Here is a 16,311-nt window from a genome sequence, read left to right as displayed (position 1 = left end):
TTGTGTGCATCTCCCGAGTGATCTGACTGATCTTATAGATCTCTGCGCCGCTGTTGGTTCAGCCTGATCTTCGATTCGTTACCCTGCTCCGTTGCCTCATAGAATACTCTCCGTGAGAGCTGCTTTGGCAAATATTCTTGTTTCACGTAATGCCCCGGATAGTTGTGTGGATATTGATAGCCCTCATGTCCAAGCTTCACGGCACCTGAGTAATGCGTATCTCGCAAGTGAAGCGGAACTTCTGCCGATTTCACCTCATCAATCGCGTTCATGGCTTTGGAAATGGCGGTGTACACCGCATTTGATTTTGGACTTTCGACCGCGAACAGAATCGCTTGTGCAATGTTCAGCTTGGCTTCGGGCCAGCCGTTATTTCGGTACGCATCAAGTGCTCCAATCGCCTGAGTCATGGCTTGCGGGTTCGCAAGTCCAATATCTTCACTGCTCGCTGCAATCAGACGCCGAATGAAGGTCATCGGGTCCATGCCGAGCTTCTCCACCGCGTATAGAAACCAAAACAACGCCGCATCACTGGAACCCCGAATACTCTTGTGAAATGCAGACAGCACATCATACTGGGTAGATTCATCTGCCTTCACAATAGGGCGCCGAATAGACTCTTCAGCTACACCAAGCGTAATATGAATGGACCCATCCTTCTCCGGTGGCGTCGTCAACGCAGCCAGTTCAAGCGCATTAAGCGCACGCCGAATATCTCCGTTGGCCATCGTAGCAATATGTTCAAGCGCCTCATCGTCCGCCTGCAGCTCCATGAACCCCAGACCTTTGTCCGCATCACTCAATGCTCTGCGCATTGCAATTAGGGAATGATCCTTATTTAGCGATTCTAGCTGAAACAGGGTGGAACGGCTCATCAAGGCTCCATTGACATAATGAAAGGGATTCTCTGTTGTCGCGCCGATAAAAATAATCGTGCCCTTCTCTACCGCTGGCAATAGCGCATCCTGACGTGAACTGTTAAATCGATGTACCTCGTCGAGGAACAGAATGGTTTTGGTTCCATACAGCTGTTTGTTCGTTTGCGCCTGTTCGATGACTTCACGCACATCCTTAACGGAAGCTTCCACTGCATTCAGACGTACGAACTGTCCTTGCGTTTGCTGAGAAATAATATGTGCCAAGGTAGTCTTGCCACATCCCGGCGGGCCGTATAACAAGATTGACGAAATCTGATCAGCCTCGATGGCGCGCCGGAGTAATTTCCCCGGTCCAATAATATGTTCCTGTCCAATATATTCATCCAGATGCTCTGGCCGCAAGCGGTCCGCGAGCAGTCTAGCTTGTGGTTTTGAGTCCTGTTGAAACGAAAATAAATCCATTGCTCATCACTTCCTTAACGGATTGCCTTGCCTTGAATACAATTACACTTCTGATGGTTCTCCACTCTCTATCATATCATACTCTCGCGGTAACATAGCCATAAATGCATGAAGTGCACTGCTGACAAAGGCATCCTTGCGAGTAATAAAATGAGTCATCATGCGATTCATACCTACGGGGAGTGTATGCGTGCGCAATAATCCATTTTCGATCTGATGCCTAATCACAATCTCTGGTAATAAGGAAATTCCCATACCGGACGTAACTCCACTAATAATCGCTTCAAGGGTTCCGAATTCCATAATTACTGGGCGGGTAACACCACCCACCTCTAACCATTCCTCCAAAACCTGACGATAGGAACACCCCATGCTGTAGACAAGAATGGGTTTACTCTTAAGATCTTCATCCGTAGGACCCATACCAGAACAGACAACAAATAGTTCCTCATCAAATACGGGAATAGAAACGATATCAGGATGATCACAGGGACAGCCTATAAATGCTCCCTCCAATTCATACCCAATAACCTGATCCATAAGCATCTGCGAATTGCCAGTAACCAGTGACAAGGAGACATCTGGATACTGTTTATAATATCTGACGAAAAGTTCAGGTAGTCGCACGGCCGCTGCGGTTTGTGTAGACCCTATTCGCATTGGACCCGATGGTGTGCTCGTCGCCCGAAGCGCCTTGGAAGCATCATTCAGCAAACCAATAATTTTATCTGCATAGGTCAGCAACATCTCTCCGGCTGGAGATAATGTCATACCTCGGTTATGACGAATAAACAACGTTGTACCTACTTCTGCTTCCAGATGCCGGATTCGTGCCGTTACGTTGGATTGCACATACCCCAGTTTAGAAGCAGCTTTGGTCAGATTCCCTTCCTGTGCAACACACTGAAATATTCTAAGATCCCCGCTCTCCATGGTCCCTCCACTCTGACATCATTCAAAATGATATCCGCTTCATTACCAATCATTATACTTCATGTGTAAACCGGACTACAATTCATGTAGATCCCAAACCAGTCAGCTGACTGGATGATGATAAGGAGTGTTCAGCATGACATACTGGAAAAATAGAGTTGCTCTGATCACAGGTGGCGGAACGGGTATAGGACGTGCTGTAAGTGAGATGCTCGCTGAACGCGGAGCCTTAGTCGCTGTCAACTATTCCCGCTCACAAGATGCAGCAAGAGAGACTGTTCAACACATTTTGGATACGGGAGGCCATGCATTCGCCGTTCAAGCCAATGTTGCCAATGATCTTGATGTCCGGCGGATGGTCACTACAGTAACTGAAACCTATGGCCCAATCACTGCACTTGTAAATAACGCTGGAATTACGCGTCATATTCCCATGCACGATCTGGAATCGGTTACAGATGACATCTGGGATGAACTGGTTGATGTGAATGTGAAAGGCATGTTTCATTGCGCTCGTGCTGTGACGGAAGGCATGCAGCAGGCAGGTGGTGGTTCCATAGTGAATCTGGGCAGCATTGCAGGCAGTACGGGCTCGGGCTCTTCCCTCCCTTACGCCGTCTCCAAAGCGGCAGTTCACGGTCTAACTTTATCACTTGCGCACGCACTCTCACCATACATTCGGGTGAATGCCGTCGTCCCTGGCGCAGTTGCTACAAGGTGGTGGGCTGGAAACGAGGATCGAATGTATCGTCTTGGTGGAGAAGTGTTATTACAACATATTGCCTCACCTGAAGATATCGCACACATGATCTGTGCTGCGCTGGAACAGCAATCCATGACCGGGCAGCTAATTACTGTAGATAGCGGACAGACGTTATGAGCTCCAGTCATAATAAAGATACCCGGATTATACAACCCTTGAAGTATACAATTTTGATCATTTTAACAACGCTAATCATGGGTACTTCTTTTCCCGTTGGCAAGATCGGCATGTTATATGCCCCACCTTTCCTGCTCATGGGCATACGTTATGTACTGGCTGGTGGATTGATGGCCTTGTTCCTTCGTAAACGTCCTTTGCCTACTGGATGGCAGTCTTGGTTGAAAATAATCCTCATTGGTCTGTTCCAATCCGCAGGAGTGATGGGCTGCGCCTACTACAGCATGAACTGGATTACATCCGGTGAATCCGCCATTATTACGTTTACCAATCCGCTACTGGTCATTATCCTCAGTGCTCTTTTATATAGAGTGACCTACCGTTTCAGTCAGTGGATCGGTGTTATACTCGGTTTCATCGGGATTATGTTAACTTTTGGATGGCAGATGAGCTTTAGCCCTGGAACCTGGATTGGATTTGGTGGTGCGATCTCCTTTGCCGTGTCCACATTGCTCATCAAACGCTGGGGTGATGGTTACGATACTTTTGTCTTAACTGCCTATCAGATGCTCGCGGGAGGTGCTGCGCTTCTTCTACTGAGCGTATGGACTGAACAGCCTCACTTTATGGTCAATACCACCTCGGTTATGGCGCTGCTCTGGTTAACGCTTGTTTGCTCCATCATTCAGTTCTCACTCTGGTTTTATCTGCTTCAGAATAGTGACCCAGCCCAAACCAGTTCGTATCTGTTTCTGGCACCGTTCTTTGGTGTATTATCGAGTTGGATTTTACTAAGAGAACACGTTCAGTGGTTTGCATTGGCAGGCGGTCTACTCATTGGTGTTGGCATATTCCTGGTGAACCGTCGCTCATCCAGAATGAGAAATAGCGTAACATAACTTGAACTTCTTCATCGTTCTTCCTTGGAAACTCAAGCGATTTTCGCACAAAAGCAAAAAAGGCATGCGCTTATGGGACTTTCCCATGAACGTCATGCCTTTTGTTGTATAAGTAAACTCTATCTAACCAAGCTCTGGCCAACCCTGAATGGTTACGGGTTCGCCATCGGGATTATGTGTTGCAGCCGCATAGATCGGCAGTACACCGTCATGGAACAACCACAACTCGTGCAAGGCCCGTGTACAACCAACGTACAACAGCTTTGCATCACCTGCATTTGGCAAATAATGCTTCTGGTCTACGTCTGCCACAATAACGGCATCAAACTCCAACCCTTTGGACAAGTAGACCGGTAAAACGGAGTGTCCACCCGTGTACTGCTTTTTGCCACCATCGATCAGGTTTAGATCCCAGCCTGCGTCCTGAAGTTCACGATGAAGTTCCTCTGCTTCATGCAGTGTACGGGTCAGGATGGAGACCGTTCGGTAGTCTTTGACCGTTAACAGCTTCAAAGCCTGTTCCAGACTAGCCGTCCGCCCTTCCCCTCCATAAGCCAAAGTCCGAACCGGATCACCACTACGGAAAACAGGAATCGCCGTAATTCCGCTCTTGACGCCACGTTCCAGAATCGTGTTTGCATAGTCGATAATTTCCATCGTTGAACGATAACTTCGGGTCAATGCAAAGTATGCATTCTGTTCCTCAGGAAATAGAGAACTCATCTCTTCCCACGCATGAACACCACGGTACTCATGAATCCCTTGGGACAAGTCACCCAGTATGGTGAAGGAATGCCCTTTGACGAACTGATCCAATAACGCCACATGAAATGGTGAAAAGTCCTGCGCTTCATCGATCACGACATGATCAAACCGCTCCGAACCCTCGATATCATGGACCAATGTATGAATGTATACCAATGCAGGCAGATCCTCTTCACGGACGATATCCTGTTTCAGATCTGCTGCCGTTTGTTTCATTACGCCTTTGGGGATAAGCCCGCTGAGCGAAGCTGGCACAGAACCACCCTTTGCAGCTTTGAACAACTGTTTATATAACGTAAGCGGCTCGTATTGAGGCCATTTTTTGGCATAAGCTTTCTCACGAGTAGACGCTTTTTTCTTGCGTTCTTTGCGCACAGCTTCTGGCATCGGTTTCTTAAGTTCCATCTCAATCCAGCGGTGAACCCGCGCCATGACCCGTTCTTTGCGTTTGGCTAGTGGATAATGCTTATATTCCTCACCGAACCAGTTCTCGATCTCCGTCTTGCTGAGCACCTTACCATCCCATGGACTGAAGTCCATATCCGGTACGGAATCCGCTTCCATGCCCGAGAGCCACTCTCGAATAAGCTCCATGAAACGGATGGATCCTTTGTAACGTCCAGGTACATCATCATTTAATTCAGGCCGCGCATCTGGAGTTTCGAACCAGGTGTTCAATGTATCCGACGTATTCGCCAAAGGCATTTCCAGCCCCAGCAGGTTCATCGCCCAATCCGGGAATGTCCGCTGTTGAATGTCCCCTACTCCAAGTTCCGGAAGCACATCCGAGATGTAATCCAGAAACATGTGGTTGGGCGCAAAAATAACCATTTTCTCTGCAGATACCTGCTCCTTGTACTGATATAGCAAAAAGGCAAGCCGATGCAGGGCAACCGTCGTTTTCCCGGATCCAGCTACACCCTGAATGATCAATGCAGTGTTTCTCGCCGCACGAATAATCAGATCCTGCTCCGCTTGAATCGTAGATACGATATCACGCAGTTTGTTATCCTTGTTCTCTCCCAGACGATAAACGAGGAATTCATCAGATACCGCTGGCTGGTCGCTGTCACGGTTATATGTATCCGCCACACGTTCCAATATCCGCTGCCGAATGACAACGTTTCGTTTCAGATATACGAGACCTTCAATAAGCCCTTCCGGGGCTTCATACGTAGCGGAGGCTTCCCCTCCCGTAAATGAGTAAAACAGGCTTGCGACAGGAGCACGCCAGTCGATGACGAGCGGATGCTCTCCCACCTCTTCGCGGTCTACGCCAATTTTGCCAATATACAGCGGTTTCCGTGCACCACTGCCCTGTTCTTCGAAATCCAAGCGTCCGAAATAGGGTTGCTGCGCGCTCTTGGACAAGGCGGTGCGGCGCTCTTCGCGTCCAGCTTCCAGCACTTGTTCTGTGAAGTCGTGGCCGGTGTATACCGGAATGTTCTGCAGTCGTTCCAGCTGACTATCCACTTCCTCCATCGTTCGCTCTAACCTGTACTCTTCTTCTTGATAGGCACTTTGAAAGCTGTCTGACATGTTTCAGTTACCTCCTAAGAATATGTTTTGCTCTGCATCGCCTAGATCTGGCAATACAAAAGGATACTTACTATATCACATAGGGCAATTGAAAGCCACATCCGTTTTTGTAGGCTTACTTTTATAATATATGAGGCTCATCTGAATTGATAATTAATGATGGCACTGACAAGCGCACAACAACCAAACAGAATAAACCACCAGGCCCACTTGTTTCTGGCCAGCCTGCGCCTGCTGTTTAATGCGCCGTAAATCCCGATTAGCAGTACGATGGTGGAAAAACTAATCCCTACAATCCAACCAGCCATTATACCTACCGCCCCCCTTTGTTTTCAGTACACACGAACAGTCTCTCATTTCCTGGATTTTAGATGAAAAGCTCCTCCTCGAATATCCACTTGGAATTCACTTTTTCCACTTTTGTGTATTAGACAGTTGCTGTCCCCATGAAGGGGAGTTAAATCAAATTCGCTTTTTAACGCTCCTGATCTTCTTTTAAGTAAAATTCGGAAACCTTCGTTATCTGGAATGGAAACCACTACTTTTGATCCTGTGGATACGGAATGCAAGCTCTCCGGCATCTTGAGACAATCCATATTCAATCCTCTGCCTGTAGTTGTATACTGCAAGTGACGGAATTCCCCTGATATGTCGATCTTGGCTGAACTGGATTGAAGATTGAATTTATCTGCACTAAGGTGCTGCCCTTTCACTATCGATGCCAATGCGCACAGTTCAAGCTCATCCATCCTCCCTGATAGGTCTACACTACCTGAGGTGATCTTACATTGACAGCGAGTGGCCAGAAGCCGATTCAACCGGAGTTGTCCTCCTGTGGAGTTTAGTAAAATACGATCAAAAATACGATCAGGAAGCTGAATCTCCAATGCTGTTCTAGCAATATTTATTCCAACGAGGCCTCTCCTTTTTCTCCCGTCCACAATGCTTAAGGCATCCCCTCGTATGTTAACTTGCATCAGCCTTCGCTTGGAAAACCACGCATCCGCAAATTGTATGACGTGGATAAGTTCATCCACACTCGGAAGAACTCTGATATCTCCTGACAACCAATTTAACTGTATATCATGAATGGGTTGATCAATGTCTATGCTCATGCATATGGAAAGCTCACTACTTTTCAACATCTTTTCCCTCTCCATTTCAAACAACCAGGTATATGTTTATTCCGCCTCCGCATAACCTCCTGTGCTGGCATGGCGATTCGTAATTCGCTGAATGAGCTGTTCGCTAACGATATCTGCTCCCAAGAGCTTCATCATGTGTTGCAAAAACTTAAGCCTTTCCAATGTCTGCTCCTGATCTCTGCCAAATAGAAGAGGGTTGATCCAGATGTTGACGAGCAGCATGAAGATTTCAGCACACTCCAGCGGATATTCGACTGAAATGGACCCATCTTCCTTGCCTTGTTCCATAATATTGGAAATAATTCGTGCATCCTTCAGAACACCTTTTCTGATCCCTCCAAGAACAAACTGCGGATTCTTGATCTGAGTGCTTAGAACTTGATCAATTGAGTTAGACTGGATTCCAGGATCAACGATAATATTTTCCAAAATACTGATGAGCTTCTGTCTGGCATTCGGAGCATGCGTGTTCTGGATGAGTTCCATAAACATGTCTTCTGCCCGCCCGAGCTCCTTCTCCATCACTGCACTAAGGATATCCTCCTTGGACTTGAAATGATGATATATCGCACCTTTAGACATACCTAATTCATCTATAATGTCTTGAATACTGGTCTTTTCATATCCCTTTTCAGTAAACATTTGAGTTGAGACTGCCAGAATCAGGTCCAGTGTCTGCTCAGGGTATTTATTTCTGGCCATAAGTTCCTCCTTATACATACCAACGGTCGGTATCTATAATATAGAGTATGTTGGTCTTACTGTCAATATGAGGAATTTTAGAAAAAGAAAAAGGATCTCCGTTGAAATACCTCATGGGTATTACGGAGACCCTGCATTAATGAGAATTACTCTTCGTTTTGTACTGTAGTTGCATTGCCTTCCTGTGCCACAAACTGTTTCTGCGCTAACTCACGGTATACCGGATGATTGCTAATTAATTCCGTATGAGTTCCTGTTCCGGTAACATGCCCATGCTCCAATACAACAATCTGATCGGAATCCACCACTGTGGACAATCGGTGCGCGATCACGATCGTAGTTCTTCCTTCCATCAGATTGGACAATGCTTGCTGTACTTCATACTCCGAGGTGCTGTCCAGACTGGATGTCGCTTCATCCAACATAAGAATATCCGGACTGCGCAGTAAGGCACGAGCAATAGCAATCCGCTGACGTTGGCCCCCGGATAACTTGATTCCTCTCTCGCCCACTTCCGTGTCATAGCCCTGTGGTAGCTTGTCGATAAAGTCGGCAGAATAGGCCATCTCAGCAGCTCGCCGGATCTCATCCATCGTGGCCTCACGACCTAATCCGTACGTGATGTTGTCTTTGATCGTACCCGCCATAAGTGGACTTTCCTGAGATACATACCCAATCTTGCTGCGCCAGGAGGCCAAAGAATAATCTGTTATGGCTTGTCCCCCATATGAAATATGGCCTGAATCGGGCATATAAAACTGCTCCATCAAAGAGAACAGTGTTGATTTGCCGCTACCGCTTGGACCGACAATGGCTGTCACTTTTTGTGTAGGTACCGTCAAATTGATTCCGTGCAACACTTCCTCACCTGTAACATAGGAAAAATGTACATCATGGAATGCAATCGTCTCATTTCCTTTTGGCGCTACCTTGGTGCTGTCATGTGGCTCTTCCTCATCAGCAAGGATCGCTTGTATGCGCTCCGTTGCACCTACGACTTTTTGCAAACGGGAGTATAACGTCGTGAATTGTCCCATTGGCATAATGACCTGGAACAACAGCAATATGAACGCAACCAGTTCACCAGGCGACAACAGTCCAGACGCTACGCGCATTCCCCCCACACCCAGAATAACGACCAGTACGGCAGTCATGACAAATGTAAACAAAGGACCGATCAGAGCAAGAATGCGTGCTTCCTGCAAGCCAAAAGCAAACATTTTACGAATCCGGGAATCTCCTGCTTCCACTTCCTGTTTCTCCGTTCCGTAAGCTTTCACCAAGCGGATCTCGCCAATAACCTGACTGAGCACGGACGTAAGACCTGCCATCTCATCCTGCTGCTTCTTGGAGATCTTGTACATTTTCTTCCCGACCGGCAACAGAATCAACAGCGTAAGCGGCACCAGACTCAGAATAATGAGCGACATCACCCAATCCAAGTAAAATAGTAATGCCACGCCACCCACAACAGCGACGATGTTGGATACAAAGGAAACCAGATAATCCGTGATCAACGTCATGATCTGGCTTGTATCATTCGTAATCCGGCTCATCGTATCGCCTGTACGATTCCGATCGAAATATGGCATTCGTAGCGACAATACCTTGTTCCACAGCTTGGTACGAAGCGTTGCGACCACTCGTTGTCCGGCGTAATTTAACATATAAATGCTAATACCCGAGGCAATCGCCTGAATCACAAATGCCCCAAGCAATAACAAAATAACAGATTTGTTCAATGCCGAAGTGGTTAATCCATCAATCAGACCTTTGGTCATCAATGGCACGATCAGTCCGGCTGTAGTTTGAATCAGGGTTAAGATGAGGGCCAGAATCAAGATCAGTTTTGGCGGGTTCGTGGAGGCGATAAGCTTGACGAAATCCTTAAATCCCTTTTTTCCTACCTTCGGTTCATTCTGCCCTGCTTGTTGCTGCTCTTCCATTCCCGTTCCTCCCGTTCTCCATCTGCTCACCAGAGATCATACGTATGAACTTACATGACGTTGCCTTTTGTTATTACAAAACTCCATGCAACACAAAGTTGGCTAAAAAGAGGATGGAAATGCCATACATGACCACAGGCACCTGTTTACCTTGACCTGCTGCCAGCTTCGCTAATGGATAGGCAATAAATCCAAACGCCATACCGTCCACGATGCTATATGTAAATGGAATCATGACCATGATCAGAAATGCTGGAAATGCCTCTGTGAAGTCACCAAAATCCATATCTTTCACACCTTGTACCATCAGGCCACCAATAATGATCAAAATGGGCGCAATCGCACTGTCTGGAATATAACCGAGTAGCGGGATGAAGAAAAAAGTAGCTCCGAATAACACGGCTGTAACGAGCGGAGTCAAACCTGTGCGACCACCTGCTGCAATTCCGGCTGTAGTCTCGGCTGCGGCAACTGGAGGACTGCTTCCGAATACGCCTGCCAGTACGGTACTAATGGATAGTGCGCGTAGACTTCCTTTGAACCGCTCTGGACGACCAATCATCTGTGTCTGAGCGGTAATTAATCCGATATTTTCGAACACCACAATTAGCAGTAGCAAAAATACCGCGATCCAGAATGCAACATCAGCCAGTTTCATCAAAGATAATTCACCAAACAAGCCGCCGTATTGACGCAGCGCATCCATAGCTGATACGGACTCACCCGGGTTCACTGCACCAAGTACATAGGCAAGGCCTGTCCCGACCAGAATACTGATCAGAAGTCCACCCTGTACGTTACGTATAAATAAAATCAAGGCAAGCACCAGCGTAACGCAGGCTGTAATGACATTGGGATCATTGAAATGCCCAATCGCAACAAACGTGGTCTGATGTGCGATAACGATTCCACTTTTTTGCAAACCGATAAATGTCAGAAACAAACCAATCCCGACCGTAATGCCATGCTGCAGATTTTTCGGGATTGCTTCGCTGATCATTTTGTATAGTGACGTAAACGCAACAATGGCAAACAGTATACCTGTAACGGTTACAACAGCCAGCGCTTCTTGCCAGCTTAATTTCATGGAATGTACAAGTGTATACGTGAAAAATGCATTAATCCCCATTCCGGGTACCACGATAATCGGTGATTTTCCGCCAAATGCCATGAGCAAACATCCTGCAATGGACGTCAGCAGTGTTCCAACCATAGCTGCCTGCAAAGGCATCCCGGCATCGGAAAGAATTGTAGCATTGACCATAACGATATAGACCACGGCAAAATAGGAAATGGCTCCCGCCACAACTTCCTTCTTCCACTGGTCTCCTGGCTCCATGCCAAGACGTCTGGTCATCCATCCGTGTTTCATTTCGTTCTATTCCCCTCTCTGTAGCCGCAAATTCATTATGTATGTATCATCATTTCGCGCAGCAGTGAATATCATACACGGTTTTGACTTTGAAGTACATGACGTAACTCTGACATTTATCTAGGAATACAGTTCGGCTATCATAGACGATTGACGTCCCATCCGCTCCTCTCTTGCGAAGTATGATCACACAAAAAAGCGCAGATGCCTTATCAGCATCCACGCTTCTTCAGTTGGCAGCAAGTTACTGCTGCTCGTTCTCTGCAATTTCTAACAAATCCTTAATCGCAACACTGACCATAATCAGTCCGGCTACCGGAGGCACAAATGAGTTACTCGCAGGTGGCTGTTTAGCCTTGCGAATTTCCGGAGCATTCTCGGGAACGATTTTTTGTGTTACGTCCTCACGTGGTTTCATCGGCTTTTCAGTCGAGAAGACCACTTTCACACCTTTTTTGATGCCGTCTTTACGAAGTGTCGTACGCACAACACGGGCAATCGGGTCCATGGTCGTTTTCGAAATATCTGCAACCTGGAATTTCGTCGGGTCCATTTTATTCGCCGCACCCATACTCGAAATCATCGGAATTTTACGTTTCAGGCACTCTTTAATGAGATGGATTTTGTAGATAATCGTGTCGGATGCATCCAGCACATAATCCAGATCATATTTGAACAATTCCTCATATGTTTCTTCCGTGTAAAACATATTCAGGGCAATTGCATCACATTCCGGATTGATCAGTTTCACACGTTCCACCATCAGATCCGCTTTTTTCTGCCCCACTGTCGTAGTCAGAGCATGAATCTGGCGGTTAATATTGGTGATGTCCACGACGTCCTTATCAATCAGGATGATACGCCCAACGCCGCTACGGGCAAGAGCTTCTACAGCAATACCACCTACGCCGCCAATACCGAGCACAGCGACTGTACTATTCTTCAACGTGTCCAGACCTTCAGGTCCGATCGCAAGTTCTGTTCTTGAAAATTGATGGAGCATTGAGAATCGATGCCTCCTTTATTTCTTTTCCGCTACCGGTTTACGGGCTACACGGATGTGAAGTTGTTCCAATTGAGAGTCATCCACTTCAGAAGGTGCATTCATGAGCAGATCCGTTGCACTTGCCGTTTTTGGGAAGGCAATCGTTTCACGCAGATTCGTGCGGCCCGCCAGCAACATCACGAGGCGGTCCAAACCAAAGGCAATACCACCATGCGGTGGAGTTCCATATTCGAATGCTTCCAGCAGGTAGCCGAATTTCTCATTCGCTACTTCTGTAGAGAGTCCAAGGGCAGCAAACATTTTCTCCTGAACATCACGTTTGTAGATACGCATTGAACCGCCACCTACTTCATAACCATTGAGAACAAGGTCATAGGCTTGAGCGCGGATTGCACCTGGATCTGTGTCAAACAGATGTACATCTTCGTCTTTTGGACGAGTGAACGGATGGTGTTCTGCCACATAACGTTTCGCATCTTCATCATATCCGAGGAGTGGGAAGTCCACAACCCAAGCAAATTTGAATTTGCTGTCATCAATCAGACCCAGTTGACGGCCGATTTTCAGACGCAAAGCGCCCAGAACGTCAGCAACCACTTTTTTCGTGTCCGCGGAGAAGAGCAACAAGTCGCCATCTTCAGCACCTGTACGTTCTTTGACAGCTTCGATTTCTTCAGGCGTGAAGAACTTCACGATTGGCCCTTTGAACTCGCCGTCTTTTACTTGAATCCAAGCCAGACCTTTAGCACCGTAACGTGCAGCAAATGGTCCGAGATCATCGATCTCTTTACGACTCCATGTGCCACAGCCTTTAGCGTTCAGCACTTTCACTTCTCCACCTTTTTCGATGACAGAAGCAAATACTTTTACACCGCTGTTCGCTACGATATCGTTCATTTCAACCAGTTCCATACCAAAGCGCAGATCTGGTTTGTCTGAACCGTATTTACCCATTGCATCTGCATACGTAATCCGTTGGAAAGGCAGTTCCAGCTCAATACCTTTCGTTTCACGCAGCAATTTGGCCATCAGTTCTTCCATCATTGGCAGCAGGTCATCCTGTTGCAAGAAAGAAGTCTCGATGTCGACTTGAGTGAATTCTGGTTGACGGTCTGCACGCAGATCTTCATCCCGGAAACAACGAGCGATCTGATAATAACGCTCAACGCCACCAACCATCAGCAATTGTTTGTAGATTTGTGGGGATTGTGGCAAGGCGAAGAATTCACCTTCATGCACACGGCTCGGTACGAGATAATCACGTGCACCTTCCGGGGAGCTCTTAGTCAGGATTGGTGTTTCCACTTCAACGAACTCTTCTCCATCCAGGTAGTCACGGAACACTTTGGATGCTTTGGAACGCAGTTTCAATGTTTCGAACATTTCCGGACGACGCAGGTCCAGGTAACGATATTTCAAACGAAGGGATTCATCAACTTCGACACCATCTTCAATGAAGAATGGAGGTGTTTTGGCTGCATTGAGCACTTCGATTTCTGTGATTTGAACTTCAATTTCGCCAGTAGGCAGGTTTTTGTTAACTGTTTCAGCATCACGTTTAACGACTTTACCCGTTACAGCGATAACATACTCGCTACGTACGCGATCTGCGATTTGCAGAGCTTCACCGGAATAAGCCGGGTTAAAGACAACTTGTACAATCCCGCTGCGATCACGCAGGTCGATGAAGAGTACGCCCCCCAAGTCACGGCGGGTCTGAACCCAACCGTTCAATGTTACTGTTTCACCGATGTGTGCGGGTGTTAATGCGCCGCAATGATGACTTCTTTTCATAACCAAACTCCTCATTATGTGAATTTCCGTTCTGTATGGGCAGTTAGTGCCTGCTCTTCAACAGTCCGGTTACGTGTAGATCATGTATTCGAAAAGGCATGTTACCTCTGGCTCGCCAACTTCCGCTTAATTGGAAACGTCGGTGAACCTCAGTACTATTGCCGGATCAATTGTTTTACTTGAATGTTTAAGATTTAATGTAACACCTCATGCTTATTTACCTTCGCGAATTGCCTCTACCAGATCATCAAGCTTCACGGTTTGTTGCTCACCCGTATCCATCGACTTGAGGGCGATCTCACCACGCTCCAGCTCGTCATCACCAAGGATGGCAGTGTAGCGGGATTTGAAACGGTCAGCTGATTTCATCTGTGCTTTCATCTTGCGGCCCAGATAATCACGTTCCCCAGACAGTCCAGACTGACGAAGTTTGAACAACAGACGGTTCACTTCACGATCAGCTGCCTCTCCCAGAGCAACAAAGTACACATCCAGTGGAGCCAGCGTAGTGACCTCAATATTTTGGTGCTCCAGAATCAGTTGGATGCGCTCCAGACCAATACCGAAGCCGATGCCTGGCTGATCAGGTCCGCCGATATCTCCAACCAGACCATTGTAACGACCACCGCCGCCAACCGTATCTATTGCTCCAATACCTTGGGCTTTTAATTCAAACGCAGTCAGTGTGTAATAATCCAAGCCCCGTACCAGACGATTATTCACAGCATAATCTACTCCGAAATCATCCAGGTATGCCTGCAGCTTGGCAAAGTGATTCAAAGACTCTTCATCCAGGCTATCCAGTATGGACGGTGCCCCAACGAATTTGTCCTGATCGACTTTACAGTCGAGTACACGCAGCGGATTACGCTCCATGCGGGACTGACAGTCCTTACACAGGCTGTCTTTCATCGGTCTGAGGAACCCAAGTAACGTCTCGCGGTATTCTGCACGGCTGGTTGAGTTACCAACGGAGTTGATCTCCACTTTGACATCCTTCAAGCCGAGCTCGACGCACAACTGGTAACCTAGTGCGATTACTTCGGCATCAATCGCAGGGTCCAGCGCACCGATGGCTTCTACACCAAACTGGTGGAACTGACGCTGACGACCTGCCTGCGGACGCTCATACCGGAACATCGGACCGATGTAATAGAGCTTGCTCACATCCGGTTCACCGTAGATTTTATTCTCTACATACGCACGGACAACACCTGCTGTTCCCTCTGGACGAAGAGTCATGCTGCGATTGCCTTTGTCATCAAAGGTATACATTTCTTTCTCAACGATATCGGTAGTCTCTCCTACACCGCGTACAAATAAAGAAGTCTGTTCGAAGATCGGTGTACGAATCTCACGGTAATTAAACCGTCGACACAGATCTCGTGCTTTTTCTTCTACGTACTGCCATTTCTCGACAACTCCAGGCAGTAAGTCCTGCGTTCCAGTCGGTTTTTGAAAAGCCATCTTGATCCCTCCAGCATTGATTTTTTTCTCTAAAAGTTAAAAAACTCTACACGTGATCACTGCTCGGGCAGAACAACCTTACAATCGCTGTTATCCCCAGATTTTTTGAATTAATTTTACAATGTGGAAATCCGGTGATAGCATATGCTTCCGATGCAGCTTTCTTTCAGAAATCTTTTAGGCGAACGCTTCGCTTTTACAGGTTTTTTCTGCCCTCTCCGTTTTCGTGTATTTCTTTTAAATCAACTTATATAACAAAAAAATCCCTCGCCCTGTCGCTGTATATACAGCAAACAAAGGGACGAGAGATTGTGTAATATACATTCACCCGTGGTACCACCCACATTCCGGAAACCTGACACTTTAGCCGTTCAGGTGATCTCTGATGATTCAGGATTGCACAGAGCAACCTGATCAAGCAGATATTCCGCTCTACGTGTAACGCACGTCCTGCGCAGGCCAGCTACTGGTCACCAGATCATCTCTGCTGTGTTCGCCGTCTGTTCTCGGGGAAGTCATTCGT

At 47.1% G+C, this 16,311-nt stretch carries 13 protein-coding genes; 2 read left to right on the top strand and 11 right to left on the bottom strand.

The window, feature by feature from the left end; translation table 11 throughout:
• Positions 1–32: 32 nt before the first annotated feature.
• Positions 33–1,340, bottom strand: a complete 1,308-nt coding sequence (locus tag C170_RS28405; RefSeq protein WP_036616934.1) for a replication-associated recombination protein A — start codon at positions 1,338–1,340, stop codon at positions 33–35.
• A 42-nt stretch (positions 1,341–1,382) separates the two neighbouring features.
• Complete coding sequence (locus C170_RS28400; protein ID WP_036616931.1) at positions 1,383–2,273, bottom strand: LysR family transcriptional regulator; 891 nt, start codon at positions 2,271–2,273, stop codon at positions 1,383–1,385.
• 136 nt (positions 2,274–2,409) lie between these two features.
• Between C170_RS28400 and C170_RS28395 the strand changes: the two genes are divergently transcribed.
• Positions 2,410–3,153, top strand: a complete 744-nt coding sequence (locus C170_RS28395; protein WP_036616929.1) for an SDR family NAD(P)-dependent oxidoreductase — start codon at positions 2,410–2,412, stop codon at positions 3,151–3,153.
• Between the two features lie 53 nt (positions 3,154–3,206).
• Positions 3,207–4,052, top strand: a complete 846-nt coding sequence (locus C170_RS28390) for a DMT family transporter (RefSeq protein WP_327196678.1) — start codon at positions 3,207–3,209, stop codon at positions 4,050–4,052.
• A gap of 123 nt (positions 4,053–4,175) precedes the next feature.
• Here the strand turns inward: C170_RS28390 and C170_RS28385 are convergent, their stop codons facing one another.
• The 9 genes from C170_RS28385 to hisS form a co-directional block, all read right to left on the bottom strand.
• Positions 4,176–6,356 (bottom strand): HelD family protein, encoded by a 2,181-nt coding sequence (locus C170_RS28385; protein ID WP_036616927.1) that lies wholly within the window; start codon positions 6,354–6,356, stop codon positions 4,176–4,178.
• 137 nt (positions 6,357–6,493) lie between these two features.
• A complete protein-coding gene (locus C170_RS31220; RefSeq protein WP_164783408.1) occupies positions 6,494–6,664 on the bottom strand; it encodes a hypothetical protein in 171 nt (56 codons plus the stop codon).
• A 45-nt stretch (positions 6,665–6,709) separates the two neighbouring features.
• Positions 6,710–7,501, bottom strand: a complete 792-nt coding sequence (locus C170_RS28380; protein ID WP_162158996.1) for a DUF4097 family beta strand repeat-containing protein — start codon at positions 7,499–7,501, stop codon at positions 6,710–6,712.
• Positions 7,502–7,537: 36 nt separating this feature from the next.
• On the bottom strand, positions 7,538–8,203 hold the full coding sequence (locus tag C170_RS28375) for a TetR/AcrR family transcriptional regulator (RefSeq protein WP_036616921.1): 666 nt from the start codon (positions 8,201–8,203) through the stop codon (positions 7,538–7,540).
• A gap of 146 nt (positions 8,204–8,349) precedes the next feature.
• Positions 8,350–10,149: an ABC transporter ATP-binding protein gene (locus tag C170_RS28370; protein ID WP_036616918.1), complete on the bottom strand. Its 1,800-nt coding sequence runs from the start codon at positions 10,147–10,149 to the stop codon at positions 8,350–8,352.
• A 73-nt stretch (positions 10,150–10,222) separates the two neighbouring features.
• Positions 10,223–11,521 (bottom strand): NCS2 family permease, encoded by a 1,299-nt coding sequence (locus tag C170_RS28365; RefSeq protein ID WP_036616916.1) that lies wholly within the window; start codon positions 11,519–11,521, stop codon positions 10,223–10,225.
• A 244-nt stretch (positions 11,522–11,765) separates the two neighbouring features.
• Positions 11,766–12,524, bottom strand: coding sequence for a tRNA threonylcarbamoyladenosine dehydratase (locus C170_RS28360; protein WP_036616913.1), 759 nt, complete (start codon positions 12,522–12,524; stop codon positions 11,766–11,768).
• An 18-nt stretch (positions 12,525–12,542) separates the two neighbouring features.
• Positions 12,543–14,321 (bottom strand): aspartate--tRNA ligase, encoded by a 1,779-nt coding sequence (gene aspS, locus C170_RS28355; RefSeq protein ID WP_036616911.1) that lies wholly within the window; start codon positions 14,319–14,321, stop codon positions 12,543–12,545.
• Positions 14,322–14,534: 213 nt separating this feature from the next.
• Positions 14,535–15,788 carry a histidine--tRNA ligase gene (gene hisS, locus C170_RS28350; RefSeq protein ID WP_036616908.1) on the bottom strand — a complete coding sequence of 418 codons (1,254 nt, stop codon included), beginning with the start codon at positions 15,786–15,788 and terminating at the stop codon, positions 14,535–14,537.
• Between the last annotated feature and the right edge of the window lie 523 nt (positions 15,789–16,311).

This window comes from Paenibacillus sp. FSL H7-689 (genome assembly GCF_000517905.1).
GTDB lineage: Bacteria > Bacillota > Bacilli > Paenibacillales > Paenibacillaceae > Paenibacillus > Paenibacillus amylolyticus.
The sequence above is the reverse complement of the archived record's forward strand: the minus strand, read 5'-3'. Positions and strand labels throughout refer to the sequence as shown.